We start from the raw sequence: 21,676 nt of genomic DNA, 5'->3' as shown, positions 1-21,676 counted from the left end.
CCGGGCCACCGGGCCACCGGGCCACCGGGCCACCGGGCCACCGGGCCACCGGGCCACCGGGCCACCGGGCCACCGGGCCACCGGGCCACCGGGCCACCGGGCCACCGGGCCACCGGGCCACCGGGCCGATTATCAGCACGAGGTCGATACCTCAGAGGCATAGATATGCCCCTGAGGTATCAACCTCGTCGCGATCCCCTCGACGAGGCGAACGGTGGCCGGCACGTCGGCTCGCTGTGGTGGTACTCAAGCCCGACGAGCAGGCCCACCGTTCGCCCCGCCGGTCGCCGGTCGCCGCTCTCCGCTCTCCGCTCGCCGAAGGCGGGGTGGGGTCGGCCGAGCGGGACCGGCTGGGCGCAGGCACGGTTCGCGTGACGCCCGCGCCGGTCACTCCTCGGCGCGGTCGACGGCGAACATGTAGCAGCCGTGCACCACGTTGCGGCTGTGCAGTTGACGCACGGCCGGGTCGGCGAGCAGTTCGGCGATCACCGATTCCGGGTCAGCGCCGTCGTGACGCCGGCCGTCGTGGATGCGGCCCCGCCGGTCGTACGCCCGTAGGACCTGCCCCCGCCCCCGCCAGGCCGCCGGATAGGAGCCGGTCGACTCCGGCCCGGAGCAGGGCAGGGCGTGGGCGAAGACCGGGCCGATCTCCCGGTAGGGGCCGGCGGCGACCGGCGGTGCGTACCCGAAGAGCAGCAGCTCCTCCCCCGGCTCGGCGTCGCGCAGGCAGCAGCGCAGCGGTTCCCCACCGGCGGCGGTGGCGGCCTCGACCGGCCGGTCGGCGGCGTCCCGGCGGGTACGGCGTACGGCGTCGAGCAGGTCGGCGGGGAGCGGGCGGATGACGAAGCGGATCAGAGCGGTCACCTGCCCAGCCTGGTCCGCCTCCGGCGGGAATGCTGGCGGAGATCGGACCTCGACCAGGGCGAGCATCCGCTCAGCCGGAGAGCGGGGCCCCGTCACCGCCGTGGGTACGACGCGTGAACACCAGCCGGCGCACCACCTTCGCCGCGTTCCACCCGGACCCGGAGCTGTCCCGCACCGCGGCACGGCCGAGCAGCGCGGCCTCGTCCGGATCGTCGATCGCGGACAGTCGCTCGCCGACGGTGAGCAGGTCCACGTGGGGACGCAGCCGGACGTGGCCGTCGGCGTCCGCCCAGCCGTGGTGTCCGGGCGGCACCTCGTTGATCGGCACGGCGTACCGGACCAGCGCCTTGGCCTCGGAGGCCAGGTGCAGGCAGCCGGGCTCACGGGCCCAGTACAGCGGCTTCCCGCCGAGCGGGTCGCGGGCCAGGTACGCGCGACCGGTGGACCGATCCACCACGACGAAGGCGTACTCGCCGCCCAGCCGGTGCACGGCGTCGGCACCCCAGCGCTCGAAGGCGGCCAGCACCACCTCGGTGTCGCTGTCACCGCGGAAGACCTGACCGAGCCGGCTCAGCTCGGCGCGCAGCTGCCGATGGTTGAAGATCTCGCCGTAGTAGCAGAGCAGCCAGCGCTCGTCGGCGGAGGTCCACGGCCGCACCGCCCGCTCCCGGTCCACCACGCGCGGGCGGCGGACCCCGGCGAGCAGGCCGCCCTCGTACCGGGCCTCGGTCACCGCGCCCAGCGGCGCGAGCACGGCGAGCGTCCGGCGGAAGACCACCGGATCCGCATCCGGGCCGATGCTCAGGGCGATGCCGCACATCGGCTCAGACGCCCATCTCGGCCTCGTACGCCCGGCGCAGCCGCCTCCCGGCGACCGGTGCGAGGCAGACGTGCCAGGCCTGCCCCTCGTCGATGACGTTGATCTCACCGGCCTGCTGCCGGGTGAGCAGGAGGGCCGCCAGGGTCTCCTGGACCCCGTAGCGGGCGTACCAGGTCATCTCCACGTCCATGGCGTACCCGGTGCAGTGCCCGCTGGGCAGCATGGCGGCGTACCCGAGGCGACGCAGCCGATGCTGGTGCTCGACGCTGCGGGTGAGCGAGGTCACCCACAGTGGCGGGGTGCCGGGTGGGGTGGCCGCCGCGAACTCCCGGCCGAGATCGTTGAGCAGCGCGACGACCTCGCGGCGGGCTCGCCGGGCGAGCAGGCCGGCGGTGCGCGGCGTGGCTTCCGGGCGCAGCCGGCGTCGCAGCGCGTGCCAGCTGCGGCCCACCACGGTCGCCGGCTGCTCCCGGTAGCGGAAGCGGAGCAGGTCACGGCGGCGCAGCCACTCCAGGTCGACCAGGTCGGGGCTGCCCTGGACCTGGTCGTCGGTGACGAAGTCCGCGACGTCGCGCCACCACATGACGTCGATGCGGGAGAGCAGGTAGATCCGCACCAGCGCCGTCAGGTCCCGGGCGGAGCTGCGGGGGTTCGGTTGGTAGCGGGCCATCTCCAGCAGCAGCGTCTCCCGGGCGCCCAGCAGCCCCTGCGGGGTGGCGTCGAGGACGGCGGCGAGGGCCGGCTCGCGCAGCCGCTCGTCGATGAGCACCTGTCGGGCGGCGGTGCTCGGCGCGTCGGCGAGCGCGCCGACCTCCACGAGCAGATCGGCGACGGCCTCCCGGTAGGCCACGAGATCCGGGTCGGTGGCCGGCGGCGGGCCGGAGGAGGCGGGAAGGCGGCGGGCCGGGGCGGTGGAGGCGACGGTCGGACCGGGCCGTCCTCCGGGGCTTCGGCTGGGCACTCGCATGATCGGTCCTCTCCGCGGTCCCGACACTGGGTCGTTCGCCCTGCACAGACACGGTAACCAGTCGGATCGGGAGGAGGCCGAACATTCCTCCTATCACCCCGCGAACGGCGACGGTTCGGAAAGCACGGGATGCCCAGCCGGGAGGTTGCAGGCCGACCGGGTGGGGCACGAACCGGTCAACCGCCGCGACGCGTGGCGCCGCCGCGCCGAGCCGGAGGGCACCTCAAGATTCCGGCGTCCACCCCTCCGTCAGCGCCTGCACCTCGCCGTACGACGGCGGCCCGGGCGACGCGACCGGGCCGGCCGAGGCGCGACCGGCGTCTACGCCCGCCCGCGCCGGGGTGAGGGCGTCGACACCGGCCAGCGCGGCGCCGAGCGCGGCTCGGAACGGCAGCGAGCCGGTGCTCACCCGCGCCACCCCGAGCCGCGCCAACTCGTCGACGCCCAGGAAACCCGGGCGGTACAGCACGTTCAGCGGAGCGTCGACCTCGGTGACGAGGACCCGGATCGTCTCCTCGTCAGGGGCGCCGGGTGCGAAGACACCGTCGGCGCCGGCCGCGCGGTACGCCCGGGCCCGCTCCACGGCGGCGTCGAGCGGATCGGGTACGCCCAGCCACCACGCGTCGGTGCGGGCGTTGACGAACAGGTCCGGCACGGCGGCCTTGACCGCCGCCACCTTGACCGCGGTCGCCGCGGGTGCGGCGAGCGAACCGTCCGCGTGGCCGTCCTCCAGGTTGATGCCGACGACGCCGAGCCCGGCCAGCTCGACGGCGAGGGCGGCGACCTCCGCCGGGTCGTCGCTGAAGCCCGCCTCCACGTCGACGGTGAGCAGCACCGGGAGCCGGCGCAGCCGTCGGGCCAACCGCAGCGTCTCGGCCCGGGTCGCCCCCGCGCCGTCCGGCAGGCCGGCCGCGGCGGCCACGCCGAGACTGGTGGTGCCGACGGCCGGGTAGGACCGGGCCGCGAAGATCGCCGCCGAGGCGTGGTCCCAGGCATTGGGGAGGAGCAGGGGGTGGCCGGGCCGATGCAGCGCGCGGAAGGCGGCGCAGCGGTCGGCGTACCGGCCGGTGGCGGTGGATGGTGTCGTCATCGCGGGATCACCTCGAGCCGGGACGGCACCCGCAGCAGCGGATGGGATTCGTACGTCGGGCGGGCGGGGCCAGCGCCACCAGCACCGCGACCGCCCCGTCGGCCCGCCGGACCGCAGCCGCGTCCGCGCCGGGCTGGTAGGCGGCGGCGATCGTGGCCACCGCCTCGACGGCGGCCACCGGATCGGCCAGCCCGAGTCGGGCGGCGAGCACCCCCACCGGTACGCGCCGGGCGAGCGCGGACGGCACGTCGAACCGGCCATCGGCCCGGTCCAGGGCGTCGGTGGTCCGCCGGACGGCCTCGGCGCGTAGCTCGCCCGGGTCTAGCGGGGCCAGCGCCGCGAGGCCGGCCGACCGCCGGGCGGGATGGTTCTCCGGCGCGCTGAATCGGCTCACCAGGCCACGGAGCCAGTCGAGCGTGTAGGCCGTGCCGGGGCGGGCGGGTGGTACGCGGCAGGCCGGGGCGGGGAGGGCGGCGCGCACGTCCGCGTACCGGGTCAGCGTGCAACCGGTCCGCGGGTCCATGCTGGGTGGGCCGCAGGGCGGGGTGCCGGGAATCGGGGTGATGCGGGGCCGGGTGAGGGTCACCCGACGACGCTAGGGCCGGGATGCTGCGGCCGACGCCGAAGTGTCGCCGCGGGCGGTCGGACCGAGCGCGATGCCTGAGCTGGTCGATCGACTCGACCGGGCTCGGCCGGGATGATCGTGAACGCCAGGTTAGGCGCGTCCGCCGCCGGTGTCGGCGTCGGCCGGTGGGGCGAGGTCGGCCGGGTCCAGGCCGAGCGCGGCGGCGAGCGCCGGAGTGCCGGACGGGGTGAGGCGGACGGCCCGGCCCGCGCCCCGGGTGAGCCAACCCAGGTCGAACAGGTGGGCGCAGAGCGCCGCGCCGAGGGCGCCGGAGAGGTGCGGCCGCCGCTCGGTCCAGTCCAGGCAGTCGCGCAGCAACGGCCGGCGGGTGGCGCGCAGCGGCGCGACGGGCAGCCCCAGCTCGGCGCACCAGCGCGTTCCGGCCGGAGTGAGGGCCAGTCCGGCGGAGCGGTCCAGCAGTCCCCGGTCCAGCAGCGCGTCGTGCATCAGCACGCCGAGGCGCCCGGCGAGATGGTCGTAGCAGGTCCGGGCGTAGGCGAGCGCGGCGCCGGCCCGGGCGGTCCGCAGCGACCGGTCCGGGGCGGGCGGCGCGGAGAGCCGAGCGGCCAGGTCCTCGACGAGCTGGGCCACGCTCGCGTCGGCGAGCCGCAGGTATCGGTGCCTCCCCTGCCGCTCCTGCGCCAGCAGGCCACCCTCGACGAGGCGGCTGAGGTGGTCGCTCGCGGTGGAGGGGGCGACTCCCGCGGCCCGGGCCAGCTCTCCCGCCGTCCAGGCCCGACCGTCGAGCAACGCGAGGCAGATCCGCGCCCGGGTGGTGTCGGCCAGCAGCGCGGCGAGGTGCGCGAGCCCCGGGGCCCAGGCGGTGTTCGGGTGCATCCGGCCATGCTGGCACGCGGACGGTTCGCTCTTCGCCGACCGGTCTTTACAACGTTGCACGAGGCGCGGTAGGAAGGGACGCGGCTCGCACCGACATCCACTGCACGCAAGGCAGGTCTGATGGGACAACCACGTCGCGGTGGCGCGCTCGCCGCCGTACTCGCTCTGCTGCTGGCGGCCCCCGCCGCCGCGCCGGCCTCCGCCGAAGCCCACTCGACCCCCCACTACCGCAACCCGATCTCCGTCGACGTGGGCGACACCTTCGCCGACCCGGTCATCGTCCGCGGTGACGACGGCTACTGGTACGCCTACGGCACCACCGACCCGCTGCGGGAGGGCGAGCGGCAGCCGCACCGGGTGCCCACCGCCCGCTCCGCCGACCTGGTCGACTGGACGTACGTCGGCGACGCCTTCGGACCCGACCAGCGCCCGCCCTACGCGGCGAACGGCGCGGCGTTCTGGGCGCCGGACGTGCGCCGCATCGGCGACCGATACGTCATGTACGTGACGGTCACCGACACCACCGTCTCGGCGGAGGGCAGCGACTACGCCATCGGCGCGGCCACCGCGCCCACCCCGACCGGCCCGTGGACCTTCGCCGACGAGCCGGTGGTCGCCCCGCGCCCCGGCGGCGGCGGTGGCTGGCTCTGGACGATCGACCCGAGCCAGTTCACCGACGTCGACGGCACCAACTACCTCTACTACGGCAGCTACTACGGCGGCGTCTCGGTCACCGAGCTCACCCCCGACGGGCTGCGCGCGGCCGGCTCCCCCACCCTGGTCGCCGTCGACAACAAGTTCGAGGGCAGCTACGTGCTGCGCCACGACGGCTGGTACTACCTCTTCGCCTCCACCGCGAACTGCTGCGCCGGCCCGGCCACCGGCTACTCGGTGCAGGTCGGACGTGCGCGCAGCCCGCGCGGGCCGTTCCTGGACCGCGACGGCATCGCGCTGACCGCCTCCCGGACCGGTGGCACCCCGGTGCTCACCCAGAACGGCAACCGCTGGATCGGCACCGGACACAACGGGTTCCTCACCGACCTGTCCGGGCAGGACTGGATCGTCTACCACGCCATCGACCGCTCGGACCCGTACCTCGACGAGCCGTTCGGCGTCAACGAGCGGCCGATGCTCATCGACCGGCTGGACTGGATCGACGGCTGGCCGACCGTGAACGCCGGCGCCGGCCCCTCCGACGGCGAGCGCCCCGCCCCGGTCACGACCGGCCCGCTCGACGAGCAGTTCGACACCACCGGCCTGGCGCGCTGGCGGCGCGCCGACGGCGACTGGCAGGTCGCCGACGGTCGGCTCACCGGCGGCGGCGCGTTGACGAGTCGTACCACCGTCGGCGGCGACCTGCGGGCGGAGACCGACCTGCGGCTGACCGGCGCGGCCTCCGCCGGGCTCACCCTCGCCGACCGGGTCGAGGTCCGCGTCGACGCGGCAGCCGGCCGGCTGGTGGCCAGCGACGGCGGCCGTACGGCCAGCGCTCCGCTGCCCGCCGGTTTCGTTCCCGCCGACCGGCACAACCTGGCCGTCGAGGTACGCGACCGCCTGCTCGTAGCCGAGCTGAGCCCGGCCCGCCTCGGCGACCAGCTCGCCGTGGTCGAGCTGCGGCTGGACCGCCCGGTGACCGGCCGGGTCGGCCTGCACGCCACCGCAGGTGACGCCGAGTTCGACAACGTGAGCGCGGTCCGGCTGTACCGGCCGGCACGGGCCGTCGCGACGCCCCGGATCGGGCGGGTGCTCACGTCGTACTCGGACGAGTTCACCGGCGGCCTCGGCCCGGCCTGGAGCTGGGTACGCCCGGACCCGGCGGCGACGGTGGCCGGCGGCGCGCTGCGCTGGCCGGTGCAGTCCGCCGACCTCACCGGCACCGGCAACACGGCCGGGGTGCTGCTGCGCGACGCGCCCGTCGGCGACTACGTGGTCGAGACGAAGGTGACCCTCGACCTCGGCGAGGAGAGCGTCCGCAACTACCAGCAGGCCGGTCTGGTGGCGTACGTCGACGACGACCGGTTCGCCCGGCTGGCGCAGGTGGCGATCTGGAACACCCGGCAGGTGGAGTACGGCTACGAGCTGCCCTTCGCCGGCCAGCCGGTGTACGGCGGCAGCATCGTCGGCACCCCGGCCGGCGCCACCTGGCTGCGGCTGGCGCACCACGTCGACCGGGCCACCGGCGAGCACGAGTTCCGGGCCGCCTCCAGCCGGGACGGCGAGCACTGGACCTGGGGTGGGGTGTGGACCTTCCCGGCCGACACGACCCCCCGGATCGGGCTGGTCGCGCACGGGGGCGCCGCGCCGGCGGTCACCGCCGACTTCGACTACCTACGCTTCTACCGCTGACGGCGCGCTGACCGGGGCCCCGGTGACGGAGCCCCGGTCAGCACCCGGAGAGGGGCGTGACCGACCGAGGGTCGGAGTCGTAGCTGCGCGCCGCGACGAACTCCCCGCTCGGCCGGTCCCCGCCGATCACCGCCCGGGCCCGGCGACGGTCGGCGGCGCGGAAACGCAGCGCCAGGCTCAGATGCGGAACCCACCGACCGGGCAGGTGCCACGGCTGCGCGCCGGGCGCGCCCGCGAGCACGTCCCAGACCGCGCCGTGCAGGGCCAGCAGCTCCGGAGTCGACCGGATCAGCCACACCAGCGGGGCGCTGCCGTCGAGCACCGCCACCCGGTCGACCCGCGCCCGCAGGGGCAGCGCCGCGTCGAAGAGGTCGGCGAGGCGCTCCTGCGCGCCGGGCGGGAACTCGTCCACCGCCGCGAGGGTCAGATGTGGCCGGTTCGTGGCATGGGTGTTGCGGGCCAGGCTGGGCAGACCGGTCTCGGCCAGTCGATCCCACGCCGCCCGCACCGTGGCGTCCAGCTCCGCCGAGCAGAGCAGTTCGACCGTACGCACCCGCCCACGCTAGTCGGCCCCGGAAGCGGCCGGGCACCGGCTCAGAGCCAGCCGTTCTCCCGCGCCCTCCGGATCGCCTCCGCCCGGTCGGTCGCACCGAGCTTCTGCACCGCCGCCGCGAGGTAGTTGCGCACCGTGCCGCTGGAGAGGTGCGCCCGCCGGGCGATCACGGCGACCGGGGCGCCCAGCTCGGCCAGGCGCAGCGTCTCCAGCTCCCGTGGCGTCAGTGGGCAGTCGGGCAGGGTCAGCGCGTCGGCGGCCAGCGCCGGGTCGACGTACCGGCCGCCGGCACGCACCCGCCGGATCACGTCCGCGAGCGCCCCACCCGGCGCGCCCTTGGGCAGGAAGCCGCGGGCGCCGGCGGTCAGCGCCTGACGCAGGTGCGCGGGTCGGCCGTGCCCGGTGAGCAGGACCACCGCGCATCCGGGCAGCGCCCGGGTCAGCTCGGCGGCGACCTGGATGCCGGTCAGCCCCGGCATCTCCAGGTCGACCACCGCCACGTCCGGCCGGTGCGCCAGCGCCGCCGCGACCGCCGACGGCCCGTCGGCCGCCTCCGCCACCACCTCGATGTCGGGTTCCAGCCCGAGCAGGGCGGCCAGCGCCGCCCGGATCAGCTCCTCGTCGTCGGCGAGCAGGAGCCGGATCATGACCCGACCGGGACTGTGGCTTCGAGGGTGAACACGTTCTCCTCCCGCCGGACGCGCAGCCGCCCGCCGACCCCGGCGAGCCGGTCGGTGAGGCCACGCAGACCGGTGCTGCGCTCGTCCGGTCCGCCACCCGCGGCGCCGTCGTTGGCGACCGTCAGGCGGGCGACGTCGCCGTCACGCACGATCTCGATCCGGCACCAGCCGGCGCGGCTGTGCCGCAGCAGGTTCGTGCCGGCCTCACGCAGCACGGCCGCCAGGTCGCTCGCCGCCGCCGGCGGCAGGTCGGCCGGTGGGGGCGCGACCGTGCACCGGATGCCGGACGAGCGCAGCACCGCCGCCACGGCGTCGAGCTGTTCACCCAGGTCGACGCTCCGGTAGCCGTGCACGGCCTCGCGCACCTCGGCCAGCGCGGAGAGCGCCAGGCGCTGCACCTCGCCGGCCTCCCGGGCGGCCCGTTCGGCATCCACCTCGGCGAGCCGGGCGGCCAGCTCCGCCTTCAACGCGATGACGGTGAGGCTGTGCCCCAGCACGTCGTGCACGTCCCGGGCGAAGCGGAGCCGCTCCTGGGCGGCGGCCAGTCCGGCCTGCGCCCGCTGCCCGTCCCGCGCCTCGACGAGCAGGTCCCAGAACCAGACCTGGAACCAGTTGACCAGAGCGACGCTCACGCCGACCCCGCCGGTCACCAGGAGGAACCGGGAGATCTGGCCGCCGGTCCATACCGCCACCCCGGCCGAGGCGGCGAGGGCCGCGGCGGTCACGGCGAGCACCACCGGCGGGCGTACGAGCAGCGGCGCCATGCCGACCAGCGAGGCGCCCAGCCACGCCCACGTCGGCCACGCGCCCGCCGCGACGGGACCGACGAGCGGGACGGTCAGCGACGCCGCCACGGCCAACCCCAGTTGGGACCGGCGGCGCCACCGCTGCGGCAGCCAGGGAGTCACCGCCGCGTACAGCACCGCGGCCTGGCCGGCGACGAAGGCGACCACACCCACCACGCCGAGCGCGGCGCGCGTGCCGTCGGGCTCCCGGGCGACGCCGAGCAGGGGCAGCAGCAGGCTGGCCCAGATCCCGGTGCCCAGCGAGAGGAGCATGGCCGTACGGGCGCGGCGCAGCCGCCGATCCGCCCGGGGTCCCGCCGCCTGCTGCGCCACGGACCCGATCGTAGGGCCGCCGCCGCCCGATCCGCCCCTGCGGAATGTCACGGGTGGACCGTGCAGATCGCACGGAGATCCGGTGACATCCTGGTCTGCCCGACGGGTCGCGCTCACCGGCAGGGTCTACGGCATGACGCAGATCCGAGTTCACCAGCCGACGACCGCCGCCGCGCCGCGCCGGGCGGGCGGCGTCGCCCATCTGCTGCGGCACCTCGGCGAGATGACCCTCGCGATGATCGCCGGGATGCTCCTGCTCGGCCCGGTGTGGTCGCTCGTCGCCGAACCGTCGGGGCTCACCGGCCTGCTCGACCAGCCGGAGGTCGCCGCGCTGGTGATGGCGACGAACATGACCGCCGGGATGACGGTCTGGATGCGGTACCGCCGGCACACCTGGTCGGCGTGCGCCGGGATGGCCGCCGCCATGTACGTCCCGTTCCTGATGCTGCTCCCGCCCTACTGGGCGGGCCTGCTCGACGGCGAGGCGATGATGCTCGGCGGTCACCTGCTGATGGTGCCCGCCATGGTGCTCGTGGCGCTGCGCCACCGGCACGAGCCGCCCGCCGACACACCGCGTCGGGGACGACTGGTCGCCGCCCTGCTGCGCCGCTGGCCGACCGGCCTCGCTCTGCTGATGACGATCGACCTCTGGATCTCGCCGACCGTGCTCGGGCCGTGGACGCTGCTGATCCTGCCCGCCGGGTATCTGATCATCGGCGGGTACCGTCGCCGGCTGCGCGGGCCGGGTGTGCTGACCCGGCAGCTCGGCGGCCTGGTCGCCTGGTCGGCGCTGGCGCTGGTCGCGGCGGCGGCCGGCGGGCGGGCCGCAGCGTGGCTGGTCGCGCTCGGCTGGCTCGGTCACGCGGTCTGGGACGTGGTGCACCACCGGCGTGACGAGGTCGTGCCCCGTGGCTACGCCGAATGGTGCGGTGTCCTCGACGCGATCGTCGGCGTCACGATCATCCTGGCGCTCCTGACCACCTGACCCCGAGGTCGCGCCGCCGGGCCGCCGCACGGCCCGACCCGGGCCCGGATCGCTTGATCATCGGGGCGGTCCGCAGGCGTCGGCGGCGGAGAGGTGCCGGTCGGCGCGGCGGGCACGAGGCGGTGATGAAAGGCTTGTCGCATGAGTTCGGCACAGATCCACCCCACCGACCCGGGCGACACCGAGGCGAACGGCTTCGCGGACCTGGGGCTGCGCCCCGAGCTGCTGGGCGCGCTGGCCGCCCTCGGCTACGAGGAGCCCACCCCGATCCAGCGGGAGGCGATCCCGCCCCTGCTGGCCGGTCAGGACCTGCTCGGTCAGGCGGCCACCGGCACCGGCAAGACCGCCGCCTTCGCGCTGCCCCTGCTGCAGCGCATGCCGGCGCACCGTGACGGCGGCGACCCGGTGGCGCTGGTGCTGGTGCCGACCCGGGAGCTGGCGGTGCAGGTCTCCGAGGCGTTCCACCGGTACGGCCGGGAACTCGGCACCCGGGTGCTGCCGATCTACGGTGGGCAGCCGATCGGCCGGCAGCTGCGGGCGCTGGACGCGGGCGTGGACGTGGTGGTGGCCACCCCGGGCCGTGCGCTGGACCACATCGCCCGGGAGACGCTGCGGCTGGGTGGCCTCGCCACCGTCGTCCTGGACGAGGCCGACGAGATGCTGGACATGGGCTTCGCCGAGGACATCGAGGCGATCCTGCAGCACGCGCCGGAGCAGCGGCAGACCGTGCTCTTCTCGGCCACGATGCCGGCGCGCATCGACGGGATGGCCCGGCAGCACCTCACCGACCCGGTCCGGATCCTCATTCGGCGGGAGCAGCCGGTCGCCGGGGAGGCGCCCCGGGTCCGGCAGAGCGCCTACCTGGTGGCCCGGGCACACAAGCCGGCGGCACTGGGCCGGGTGCTGGACGTGGAGTCGCCGACCGCCGCGATCGTGTTCTGCCGCAGCCGGGAGGAGGTGGACCGCCTCACCGAGACCATGAACGGCCGCGGCTACCGCGCGGAGGCCCTGCACGGCGGAATGAGCCAGGAGCAGCGCGACCGGGTGATGGGCCGGCTGCGCGCCGGAACGGCGGATCTGCTGGTCGCCACCGACGTGGCCGCGCGCGGTCTGGACGTCGAGCAGCTCACCCACGTGGTCAACTACGACGTGCCGTCGGCTCCCGAGTCGTACGTGCACCGGATCGGCCGGGTGGGGCGGGCCGGTCGGGAGGGGGTGGCGATCACCCTCGCCGAGCCGCGCGAGCACCGGATGCTCAAGACCATCGAGCGGGTCACCGGACAGCGGATCTCCATCGACACCATCCCGACCGTGGCGGATCTGCGTACCCGCCGGCTGGAGCTGACCCAGGCGGCGCTGCGGGAGAGCCTGCTCGACGACGACCTGGAGCCGTTCCGGGTGATCGTCGAGTCGCTGACCGACGAGTTCGACCTGATGGAGGTGGCCCTCGCCGCGGTGCGGCTGGCGCACGAGGCGACGTCGCCGGGCGCGGACGACGAGGAGGAGATCCCCCAGGTGTCGCTGCGCGGCCCGCGCGAGGGGGCGCGGGGCGAGCGGCGCGGCGCCACCGGCCGGCCGCGCACGGGCGGCACCACCCAGGTCTTCGTCGGGCTCGGTCGCCGGGCCGGAGTACGCCCGCAGGACCTGGTCGGTGCGATCACCGGCGAGACCGGGATCAGCGGCCGGGACATCGGCTCCATCGAGATCGCGGACCGGTTCTCCCTGGTGGAGGTGCCGCACGCCGTCGCCGACGAGGTGATCGCGGGGCTGCGCGCCAGCACCATCAAGGGCCGCAAGGCGACGGTACGCCGCGACCGGGACGGCGACGGCGACGATCGCCGGGAGCGGGCGTACGCCGGGGACCGCCGCGACCGGCCGTACGGCGGTGACCGTCGTGACCGGCCGTACGGGGGCGACCGCCGCGACCGGCGGGACCGCGACCACCGCTGACCACCGCGGCACGCGCGGAAAGGGCCCCCGACCACACCGTTGCGGTGTGGTCGGGGGCCCTTCCCGATCAGGCGTCAGGCCGCGGCGAGCGCCGGGCCGTCCAGCGACTCCGTCTCCAGCTCGGCCGGGCGCAGCGCCAGGGCGAGCACGTCGGCGACGTCGGAGAGGGTGTGGATGGTCAGCGCCTCGCGGACCTCGGTGGGCAGATCGTCCAGGTCCGGCTCGTTGCGCTTCGGGATGATCACTTCGGTCAGGCCCGCCCGGTGCGCGGCGAGCAGCTTCTGCTTCACCCCGCCGATGGGCAGCACCCGACCGGAGAGGGTCACCTCACCGGTCATCCCGAACTCGGGCCGGACCGGCCGGCCGGTCACCAGGGAGGCCAGCGCGGTCACCATGGTGATGCCGGCGCTGGGGCCGTCCTTGGGCACCGCCCCCGCCGGGAAGTGCACGTGGATCCGCCGTCCGGCCAGCTCGTTCGGGTCGATGCCGAGGCGTCGACCGTTGGAGCGCAGGTACGACAGCGCGATGTGCGCCGACTCCTTCATCACGTCACCGAGCTGACCGGTCAGGGTCAGCCCCGGCTCGCCCTCCATGCCGGTGGCCTCGATGAAGAGCACGTCGCCGCCGGCGCCCGTGACCGCCAGGCCGGTGGCCACGCCGGGCACCGCCGTCCGCTCCGCCGACTCCGGGGTGAACTTCGGCCGGCCCAGGTACTGGGCCAGGTTGCCGTCGTCGACCTGCAGCGGCGTCGGGTCGGTGGCGAGGGTGACCGCCACCTTCCGCAGGATCTTCGCCAGCGCCCGTTCGAGCTGCCGTACCCCGGCCTCTCGGGTGTACTCTCCCGCGATCCGGGCGAGCGCCTCGTCGGCCACGGTCACCTCGTCGGCGGTCAGCCCGGCCCGCTCCCGCTGCCGGGGCAGCAGGTGGTCGCGGGCGATCGCCACCTTCTCGTCCTCCGTGTAGCCGTCCAGGGTGACCAGCTCCATCCGGTCCAGCAGCGGGCCGGGGATGCTCTCCACCACGTTCGCGGTGGCGAGGAAGAGCACGTCGGACAGGTCGAGGTCGACCTCCAGGTAGTGGTCCCGGAAGGTGTGGTTCTGCGCCGGGTCGAGCACCTCCAGCAGCGCGGCGGCCGGGTCGCCGGCGTACCCGGCGGCCAGCTTGTCCACCTCGTCGAGGAGCACGACCGGGTTCATCGAGCCCGCCTCGCGCAGCGCGCGCACGATGCGGCCGGGCAGCGCCCCGACGTAGGTGCGCCGGTGACCGCGGACCTCCGCCTCGTCCCGGACACCACCGAGGGAGACCCGGACGAAGTTGCGCCCGAGCGCCCGGGCGACCGACTCTCCGAGGCTGGTCTTGCCGACACCGGGCGGGCCGGCCAGGGCGAGCACCGCGCCGGAGCCGCGCCCGCCGACCACGCCGAGGTTGCGCTCGGCGCGCCGGTTGCGTACCGCGAGGTACTCCAGGATGCGGTCCTTCACGTCCGGCAGGCCGGCGTGGTCGGCGTCGAGCACCGCGCGCGCCTCGGCCAGGTCCGTGTTGTCGGTGGTACGCGTGTTCCACGGCATCTCGAGGACGGTGTCCAGCCAGGTGCGGATCCAGCCCGCCTCCGGGGAGGCGTCGCTGGCCCGCTCGAGCTTGCCGACCTCGCGCAGCGCCGCCTCGCGTACCTTCTCGGGCAGCTCCGCGGCCTCGACGCGGGTCCGGTAGTCGGCCGAGCCGTCCGGCTCGTCCTCACCGAGCTCCTTGCGGATCGCGGCGAGCTGCTGACGCAGCAGGAACTCCCGCTGCGACTTCTCCAGCCCCTCCCGCACGTCGTTGTTGATCTGCTCGGTGACCTCCTGCTCGGCCAGGTGCTCCTTGACCCAGCCGACGAGCAGTTCGAGCCGGGCGGTGACGTCCGCGGCGGCGAGCAGTTCGTTCTTCTGCTCCAGGCTCAGCCAGGGCGCGTAGCCGGCGGAGTCGGCGAGTTCGGCGAGATCGGTCATCCGCTCGATCGCGTCGATGACCTGCCAGGCCCCCCGCTGCTGGAGCAGCGACGAGACCAGGGCGCGGTACTCACGGGCGAGTTCGCGGGCCCGGCCGGCGGGGGCGGGTTCGGAGAGTTCGGCGGCCTCGACCCAGAGCGCGGCGCCCGGGCCGGGGACACCGGAGCCGATGCGCGCGCGGGAGAGCCCGCGGATCACGGCGGCGGGCTCCCCGCTGGGCAGCCGGCCGACCTTCTCGATGGTGGCCACCACGCCGACGGGACCGTACTCCCCGTCGATGCGGGGCACGGCCAGCAGCGTACGGTCGCCGGTGGCGCGGGCCGCGTCGACCGCGGCCTGAGTGGTCGGGTCGAGGGTCACCGGGATCACCATGCCGGGCAGCAGCACGGCGTCGGTCAGCGGAAGTACCGGAAGAGTTGCCATCGAACACCTGCCATCGCATTGAGTTGAGCGTGTCAGGCTCAAGTCACGAGGCGGTCCCTTTCTTCCGGGGTGTGATCCAGGCCACCCTCGGTGCGGTCACCGGGCGGCGGCAGCAGCAGTTCCCACAGCAGCCTGGCGCCGCCGGCGAGCAGCACCGCGACCGGGATCGCGATGCTGGTCAGGGCCAGTGCGGCCACCGTCCAGGCGGGCAGCCCGGCGATGACCGCGACGACGGTCAGCGCCGCGCAGACGGCGAGCTTCACGCGGGTACGGGCGACCGGGATCAACGGATGCGACGACATCCTCGGCACCTCCTCGGGTACGCGTGCCGACCGCCGCGTGGGCGGCCCGGCACGGCGGGGTCAGGTGAGCCTGCTCTCGACCTCGGTGGCGAACTCGCCGAGCAGGCCCGGTTCGGTCCCGTACAGGCGCGGGTCACCGGGGGGCAGGACGGGTTCCGGCGCGTGCGCCCGGGGGCTGTTGTCGTACCGGAACTCGCCCTTGCCGTCCGGGGTGGGCCCGGCCGCCCAACGCCCCTCGGAGGCGTCGGTGCCCGGCGAGAAGTCCAGGTAGGTGTAGCCGAACTCCTCGGTGAGCTCCCCCGAGTCGGGGAACGCCTCCGGCACCGGCATCTCCTCCAGGCCGTCCTCCTTGAGCTGCTCGATGGCGGCCAGCCAGATGTTCTGGTGCATGGTGTCGCGGGCCAGCAGGAAGCGCAGCAGCTGCTTGACCCCCGGATCGTCGGTCATGTTGAAGAGCCGGGCCACCTGCAGCCGGCCCTGCGCCTCCGCCGCCACGTTCAGGTAGAAGTCGGCCATCAGGTTGCCGCTGGCGGTGATGTACGAGCCGTTCCACGGCACCCCGACGCTGTCCACCGGCAGCGCCCCACCGCCACCGTGGATGAAGTGCGCCGGATTGGCGCCGCCGTAGATCGCCCCCACCATCGGGTTCTCCTCGGCCGCCGCCTCCTGCAACGACAGCGGCGCGTTCTCCAGCAGCCGCGTGATCATCGTGGCGATCATCTCGACGTGACCCATCTCCTCGGTGCCGACATCGAGGAAGAGGTCCTTGTACTTGCCGGGCAGCCGGCAGTTCCAGCCCTGGTAGAGGTACTGGTTGGCGACGGTCATCTCGCCCCACTTGCCGCCCAGGATCTCCTGGAGCCGCCGGGCGAACGCGGCGTCGGGACCGTCCGGCTTCGCCTCGAACTGCAGATCCTTCAGGTGGCTGAACACATCTCCTCCTCGGTACCGATACCGGGGACACTTCCCGCGTCGCTGGCCCGGCCGCGCCAATCGGCGACCCCGGCGGGTCAATTCGGATGCGCGAGCGGCGGCAGCCGCACCTCCAGCGCCACCCCGCGCGGGCGGAGCCGGTGCACGTGCACCGAGCCCCCGTCGGCCGCGACGAGCCGCCGGACGATCCACAGCCCGAGACCGTGCATGCCGGCGCCCGGCTGTGGCCGGCACAGCGCCTCCAGCAGTGCGCCGTCCACCCGCCCCTCGTCCGTCACCAGCAGGTTGAGATTGGGGCCGCGAAGCGCCGCGTAGAGCCCCACCCGGCCGTCCCGGGGCCCGTGCCGTAGCGCGTTCTCCACCAGGTTGGTCAGCACCCGCCGGGTACGCCGCGCCGGCACCGGACACTGCCGCGCCCGCCGGGTGGCCCGGGCCCGCCGACGTTCCACCGGCACCAGGGCCACGGCCTCGCGGAGGACGTCGCCGAGCGGCACGACCGGGTCGGTCGCGGCCGGGAGGGTCAGCGCCCCGGCGCCGGCGGTGGCGTCCCGAAGCAGCGCCTGCAGGTGGGCCGCCTGGTCCCGGGCGAGCCGGGTGATCGCCCGCCGGTCGACCCCGGTGAGTTCCCGCTGCTCGTCGGCGAGCGCCCTGGTCAGCGAGGTCAGGGAGCTGACCGGGGCGCGGAACTCGTGACAGAGCACCCGCAGCAGCAGCTCCGGGTCGGCCGGCGACGATTCGTCACCAACTCCGCCGGTCGGCTCGATCCGTCGGAGACCTCGCAACAGCCCCGGCAACCCGTACCGTCCCCGCATCCGCCCAGCTCCCCTCGTACCGGTGCGTACCCGAATGATCGGTACCCGCTGGGGAACGGAGCAGACATGCCGGACAGGCCCACCATTCGGATCGTCGTCGTCGACGACCACCCGCTCTTCGTACGCGGGCTCGAACTTCTGCTGCCCGCCGCGACCGAGAAGCGGGTGGAGGTGGTGGGCTCGACCGGTGACGCCTCTGCGGCCGCCTCGCTGGTGAGCCGCACCCATCCGGACCTGACCCTGGTCGACCTGCACATGCCACCGCCGGGCGGCGTGCGCGCCGTGGCCGCCATCCGGCGGACCACACCCCGGGTACGGATCGTGGCGATGTCGGGCGGCGACGACCCGGCCCCGGCGCTGGAGGCGCTGCGTGCCGGCGCCGAGGGGTACCTGCCGAAGAGCAGCGAGCCCGAGGAGTTGCTGCCACCACTGCTGGCGATCCTCGACGGCTGGGCGGTGCTTCCGTCGGAGTTGCTGCGTGCGCTGCTACGACCCACCCGGGCCGTCGCGATCGACCTGGACAGCGAGGAGCGCCGCCTGCTGCGGGCCCTCGCCACCGGCCGCAGCACCGTGGAGATCGCCGAGGAGCTGCACGTGTCGGAACGGACCGTGAAGCGGATGATCGCGGCGCTGCTGCGGAAACTGCGGGTCTCCAGCCGGGCCGAGGCCGCCGCTCTCGCCGGCCAGGTGGGCCTGCTGGGCGAATGACGGGTCGGGCCGATTCCAGGGCCTACCGATCGCGGGACCGATTACGCCATCAGGCACACTATTGATGGTGCGAAAACACGACCCGCCGAAATGAAACGACCGTATTCTTGCGGTTTACCGGGATCGTACGTCAAACTTTGCACCACACCCCGCCCCAGACAGGGAGTAATCGGCGATGGCCAGAAAAGTAATCACGGTGCTGACCGACGACCTCGACGGTGGAAAGGCCGACCGGACTGTCGAGTTCAGCCTCGACGGCGTCGCCTACACCATCGACGTCTCGGACGAAAACGCCGGCGTACTGCGTAAGGCGCTCGATCCTTACATCACCGCCGGTCGCCGAGTCGGCCGCGGCAACGTGGAGACCCCCCGGAGCGGGCGGCGGGCAGCCCGGATCGGCGGCGCCGGAATGGACCGGGAGCAGAACCGCGCCATCCGGGAATGGGCCGCCAAGAACGGTTACCGGATCTCCGAGCGGGGTCGGATCCCGGTCGAGGTCTCCGAGGCGTACAAGAACCGCTGATCCTGTCCGCGACGGCTGACGATTCGTCGCGGCGGGGCGACAACACGCCATCCGGCCGGCCCGCGCGGGCCGGCCGGATGGCGTTCGGCGGCCTCCGGGCCATCGCGCGGCGACGGCCGGGCCGCCCGGAGCCTCTCGCCCCGGGTGGCCCGGCCACGCCGGTTCGGGCTTCAGCCGACCTGGATGCGTACCGCGTCGAAGGCGGGAGTCTGGTTGGCCCGCTCCATCATCGGCAGCCGGTGCGATCCGTCGCCGGCCCAGACCGCGCACTGCGCGACACCGGACTGCGGCAGGCCGGGGACCTGAATGGTCACCTCGTCCGGCTCCGCGCCACCCCCGCCGTCCTCGGTGGCCACGAAGAAGGCGGGCACCTCCTGCGGCGCCGGCGGAGCGTCGACGCTGCCCAGCATCCGGCAGGCCGTGTGGAAGTGGCCCCGTACCAGCCCCTCCTCGTTGAGCAGGGAACTCTCCACGTAGTAGCCGCCCTGACCGGCGGGGAGGAAGCGGTCCCGGATCAGGTTGCGGGTGCTGACCCGCAACGTGAAGGGCTGGTTGGCACCGATCTCCTCGGGGAAGTCGGTGATCAGCAGCGACGGGTTGTTGGCGGCGGCGCCCACCTCACCGAAGGCGGTGCTGACGCAGCGGTTGCCGTTCTGGAAGCCGTCGTGCGCCTGCAGCCGGCTCTCGTCGCAGTTGTTCGCGAGCACGTCCAGGCCGGAGCCGGGCGCGCCGGTGCTCGGCGCACCGGTGCCGGGTGCGCCCGGGCCGCCGCCGTTGTCGGTCCCACCGTCGTCGCCACCCACCGGCGCGACCTGGCACTCGGCCAGCCGGGCCAGGTTCTGCGGGCGCGGCCCGAACCGGTCGATGGCGGTGGTGATCCGGGCCAGCGTGGCGCGGCGCTGGGTGGCCAACGGCCGCAGGATCGAGTCACGGACGAACTGCTCGCCCCGGTCGCCGTCGGCGGCGAGTCGCCGGTCGGCCTGGGTGATCTGCGCCTGCAACTGGCCGAGGTTGCGCTCCACCTCGGCCCGCGCCCGGCGCGGCACCTCCGGCAGCTCACCGGCGACGTCGGGACAGGCGATCGCGGAGCCGCCGGAGCCGCTGCCGCCGCCGGTCCCCGGCTGGCACTGCTGCCCGTCGCCCCAATGGTTACGCACCCACCGACCGTCCTGCCAGGTCCGGCTGGTCTCCTCGCGGCCGGCCGGCGGCGTCGCGCCGGCGCTCGGCTGCACGCAGGCCCCCGCTGCCGGCCGGGGCTTGCCGGGCCGCCGGTCCTCGGCCGACGAGATCTGGGTCACGGCGACAATCCCGCCGAAGACCGCGAGCGTACCGACCACGGCCAGCAGACGCCTGCTTCGCGTGTTACCGGACGACCGGCGCGCCCGTGTGGACCTGCGCATCGAATTGCTCTCCTTCGCGATCCGGTGGATCCGTGCCCTCAGCGACCGCCGGAATTGCGCGCACGCCACGACTGCGGCAGCCGTGGCGCGCCGTCATACGTCGACGGTCGACGATGCCATTTCCGTACCGTCCCCCGCCTCCGGTGCCCTGGAGGGGGAGATCTTCTCCATTCCCGCTGAGGTACGGAACGCCTGCGGCGAGGGTTCAACGCGCCGCCAGAAAATTGTTCAGGCGACGGCGGGGCGCGGCGGCCCGGACCGGGAGCCGCTGGTCAGGGAGTACCGGCGGCCCAGAAAACGTCGGAAGAAGTCAGTCCGCGCAGAGGTGGTCGAACGCGAAACCGTCGACCAGTTCGTCGCGTCGAGCCTGCAACGCGAGGATGTCGGCCCGGAGAGCGTCCCGGGCGACGAGTTGCGGCTCGGCGTCGTCCAGCTCGCGCAGCCGCTCGCCGATCGCGACCGCGGCCAGATCCTCCGCGAGCCACGCCGGGTCGATCCCGCAGGAGAAGCCGTGCTCCCGGACCGTCACCCGCTCCACCAGGCAGCGGCCGGGGCGAACCTCCACCCAGCTCCACCCCTCCGCCGGCCCACCGGCCCACCGCACGTGCAGTCCGCGCACGATGGGGTCGACCAGCCGGCGGGAGACGTACGCCTCCACCGCCGCGGCGCGGGCCAGCGCGCCCAGATCGTTCACGTACCCCGTGCGCCCGTCGGGGAGCCGGCCGAGGATCTCGCGGAATCCGACCGGCGTGGGCCCCTCCGGGTCGGCGGCGGTCGCCGCGGCGTAGCCGCGCGCGTCGAGGACGTACTCCACCAAGCGACGAGCGTGGTCGGCGGCGCGCAGGGTGGGCGACTCGACGCGCAGCACCGGCAGGCCGGCCGCCGTGGCGACGGTGGCCTTCATCCGCTCGACCCGCTGCGCCGCCGAGCCTCCGGGCGCGGCGGGACGGATCTCCACCGCGGCGCGGATCCGACCGCTCTCCCCGGCGCAGACCACGAGGTCGTACCCCTCGCGGCTGGCCGTGCTCCACTGGTTCCCGGTGATGCCCGGCGGGCGCCCCGGCACCAGCTCGCCGAGGCGGTGCGCGGGGTGCACCTGGTGACCGGCGCGCTGCAGCACCGGGGCCCGCCCGCCCGCCACGGGCAGCGTCCGCAGCAGCCTGCCCTCGTCACTGCCGGTGATCGTCATCCGCCTGATTCCATCCGCCGATCGGTCGACCGACCGAGTCTAGGGGTGGATCATGGGAGCCGCGTCGCCGGTGCGGCCCGGGCCGCACCGACGAACCGACGATGATGAGCTGTGTGATGTGAATCACATAATCGCCACGTTCCGACGCCCGACGAGCGTGTATCCACCTGCACGTCGGTAGCGCGCCGGCCGGGAGGTGCCATGTCACGACCGTGGTTCGGCGTTCTCGCCGCTCTGCTGCTGACAGCCGGCGGGGCGCTGGCCGGCGCGGCGGCAGCCGGCCTCGTCCTGCTGGCCGGCCTGGTCGGTTGGCTCGCGGTCCGGATCCTGGGCGGCGACGTCGCGGCGACCGGACTCGGCGACCGGGTCGCGCGGCGGCGCTAGTGCGGTGTCCACGAACGTTGGCGGTGTCGCGGCGAGGTCCAGGCGGCGGTCCGGCAAGGCGGAGTCTGGCCTGGATACCGGTGTTGTATCCAGGCCAGACTCCAACGCGGCCGGTCGTCGTCTGGGCCCGGCGCGGCCCGGTGAACGTTTCTGGACACCGCACTAAAGGCAGGGAGGCA

Annotated in this window: 19 protein-coding genes and 2 pseudogenes; 6 read left to right on the top strand and 15 right to left on the bottom strand. The window is 74.6% G+C overall.

Annotated features, from left to right (window positions below):
• Positions 1-387: 387 nt before the first annotated feature.
• The 6 genes and pseudogenes from D7044_RS20045 to D7044_RS20020 form a co-directional block, all read right to left on the bottom strand.
• Positions 388-864 (bottom strand): DUF1203 domain-containing protein, encoded by a 477-nt coding sequence (locus D7044_RS20045; RefSeq protein WP_233565055.1) that lies wholly within the window; start codon positions 862-864, stop codon positions 388-390.
• 163 nt (positions 865-1,027) lie between these two features.
• A pseudogene (locus tag D7044_RS20040) lies at positions 1,028-1,684 on the bottom strand (asparagine synthetase B family protein); the annotation flags it as partial.
• Positions 1,685-1,688: 4 nt separating this feature from the next.
• A complete protein-coding gene (locus D7044_RS20035; protein ID WP_120682208.1) occupies positions 1,689-2,651 on the bottom strand; it encodes a DUF5715 family protein in 963 nt (320 codons plus the stop codon).
• A 223-nt stretch (positions 2,652-2,874) separates the two neighbouring features.
• Positions 2,875-3,741: an isocitrate lyase/PEP mutase family protein gene (locus D7044_RS20030; RefSeq protein ID WP_120689830.1), complete on the bottom strand. Its 867-nt coding sequence runs from the start codon at positions 3,739-3,741 to the stop codon at positions 2,875-2,877.
• Positions 3,742-3,748: 7 nt separating this feature from the next.
• The gene (locus D7044_RS20025; RefSeq protein WP_147434691.1) at positions 3,749-4,327 is read right to left on the bottom strand and encodes a cytochrome P450 family protein; all 579 of its coding nucleotides are present in this window, start codon (positions 4,325-4,327) and stop codon (positions 3,749-3,751) included.
• A 129-nt stretch (positions 4,328-4,456) separates the two neighbouring features.
• Positions 4,457-5,203 carry an ArsR/SmtB family transcription factor gene (locus D7044_RS20020; RefSeq protein ID WP_120689828.1) on the bottom strand — a complete coding sequence of 249 codons (747 nt, stop codon included), beginning with the start codon at positions 5,201-5,203 and terminating at the stop codon, positions 4,457-4,459.
• A 120-nt stretch (positions 5,204-5,323) separates the two neighbouring features.
• On the opposite strand from D7044_RS20020, the gene D7044_RS20015 reads away from it, so the two are divergent.
• Positions 5,324-7,549, top strand: a complete 2,226-nt coding sequence (locus D7044_RS20015) for a family 43 glycosylhydrolase (RefSeq protein ID WP_120689827.1) — start codon at positions 5,324-5,326, stop codon at positions 7,547-7,549.
• Positions 7,550-7,586: 37 nt separating this feature from the next.
• Here D7044_RS20015 and D7044_RS20010 read toward each other — a convergent pair whose 3' ends face one another.
• The 3 genes from D7044_RS20010 to D7044_RS20000 are packed head-to-tail and all read right to left on the bottom strand — an operon-like array spanning position 7,587 to position 9,900.
• Positions 7,587-8,102 carry a 2'-5' RNA ligase family protein gene (locus tag D7044_RS20010; protein ID WP_120682198.1) on the bottom strand — a complete coding sequence of 172 codons (516 nt, stop codon included), beginning with the start codon at positions 8,100-8,102 and terminating at the stop codon, positions 7,587-7,589.
• A gap of 41 nt (positions 8,103-8,143) precedes the next feature.
• Positions 8,144-8,749: a response regulator transcription factor gene (locus tag D7044_RS20005; protein ID WP_120682196.1), complete on the bottom strand. Its 606-nt coding sequence runs from the start codon at positions 8,747-8,749 to the stop codon at positions 8,144-8,146.
• A complete protein-coding gene (locus D7044_RS20000; protein WP_233565054.1) occupies positions 8,746-9,900 on the bottom strand; it encodes a sensor histidine kinase in 1,155 nt (384 codons plus the stop codon). Before D7044_RS20000 ends, D7044_RS20005 begins: the two co-directional genes overlap by 4 nt.
• Positions 9,901-9,982: 82 nt before the next feature.
• Between D7044_RS20000 and D7044_RS19995 the strand changes: the two genes are divergently transcribed.
• Complete coding sequence (locus tag D7044_RS19995) at positions 9,983-10,885, top strand: hypothetical protein (protein ID WP_233565053.1); 903 nt, start codon at positions 9,983-9,985, stop codon at positions 10,883-10,885.
• Positions 10,886-11,026: 141 nt separating this feature from the next.
• A pseudogene (locus D7044_RS19990) lies at positions 11,027-12,733 on the top strand (DEAD/DEAH box helicase); the annotation flags it as partial.
• A 176-nt stretch (positions 12,734-12,909) separates the two neighbouring features.
• Here D7044_RS19990 and lon read toward each other — a convergent pair.
• The 4 genes from lon to D7044_RS19970 form a co-directional block, all read right to left on the bottom strand.
• A complete protein-coding gene (gene lon, locus D7044_RS19985; RefSeq protein ID WP_120682191.1) occupies positions 12,910-15,246 on the bottom strand; it encodes an endopeptidase La in 2,337 nt (778 codons plus the stop codon).
• A 38-nt stretch (positions 15,247-15,284) separates the two neighbouring features.
• Complete coding sequence (locus D7044_RS19980; RefSeq protein WP_120689825.1) at positions 15,285-15,548, bottom strand: hypothetical protein; 264 nt, start codon at positions 15,546-15,548, stop codon at positions 15,285-15,287.
• A gap of 60 nt (positions 15,549-15,608) precedes the next feature.
• Positions 15,609-16,481: a manganese catalase gene (locus D7044_RS19975; RefSeq protein ID WP_120682187.1), complete on the bottom strand. Its 873-nt coding sequence runs from the start codon at positions 16,479-16,481 to the stop codon at positions 15,609-15,611.
• Between the two features lie 77 nt (positions 16,482-16,558).
• Positions 16,559-17,293 carry a sensor histidine kinase gene (locus D7044_RS19970; RefSeq protein WP_120689824.1) on the bottom strand — a complete coding sequence of 245 codons (735 nt, stop codon included), beginning with the start codon at positions 17,291-17,293 and terminating at the stop codon, positions 16,559-16,561.
• A 66-nt stretch (positions 17,294-17,359) separates the two neighbouring features.
• On the opposite strand from D7044_RS19970, the gene D7044_RS19965 reads away from it, so the two are divergent.
• Positions 17,360-18,001: a response regulator gene (locus D7044_RS19965; RefSeq protein ID WP_120689823.1), complete on the top strand. Its 642-nt coding sequence runs from the start codon at positions 17,360-17,362 to the stop codon at positions 17,999-18,001.
• A 175-nt stretch (positions 18,002-18,176) separates the two neighbouring features.
• Positions 18,177-18,524 (top strand): histone-like nucleoid-structuring protein Lsr2, encoded by a 348-nt coding sequence (locus D7044_RS19960; protein ID WP_120682181.1) that lies wholly within the window; start codon positions 18,177-18,179, stop codon positions 18,522-18,524.
• A gap of 170 nt (positions 18,525-18,694) precedes the next feature.
• Here D7044_RS19960 and D7044_RS19955 read toward each other — a convergent pair whose 3' ends face one another.
• On the bottom strand, positions 18,695-19,924 hold the full coding sequence (locus tag D7044_RS19955; protein WP_120689822.1) for a hypothetical protein: 1,230 nt from the start codon (positions 19,922-19,924) through the stop codon (positions 18,695-18,697).
• A 310-nt stretch (positions 19,925-20,234) separates the two neighbouring features.
• The gene (locus D7044_RS19950; protein ID WP_120689821.1) at positions 20,235-21,113 is read right to left on the bottom strand and encodes a PDDEXK family nuclease; all 879 of its coding nucleotides are present in this window, start codon (positions 21,111-21,113) and stop codon (positions 20,235-20,237) included.
• A 201-nt stretch (positions 21,114-21,314) separates the two neighbouring features.
• On the opposite strand from D7044_RS19950, the gene D7044_RS19945 reads away from it, so the two are divergent.
• On the top strand, positions 21,315-21,497 hold the full coding sequence (locus tag D7044_RS19945; RefSeq protein WP_120689820.1) for a hypothetical protein: 183 nt from the start codon (positions 21,315-21,317) through the stop codon (positions 21,495-21,497).
• Positions 21,498-21,676: the final 179 nt, after the last annotated feature.

Origin of the sequence: Micromonospora musae (genome assembly GCF_003626635.1) — a bacterium.
Classification (GTDB): Bacteria; Actinomycetota; Actinomycetes; order Mycobacteriales; family Micromonosporaceae; genus Micromonospora; species Micromonospora musae.
The sequence above is the reverse complement of the archived record's forward strand: the minus strand, read 5'-3'. Positions and strand labels throughout refer to the sequence as shown.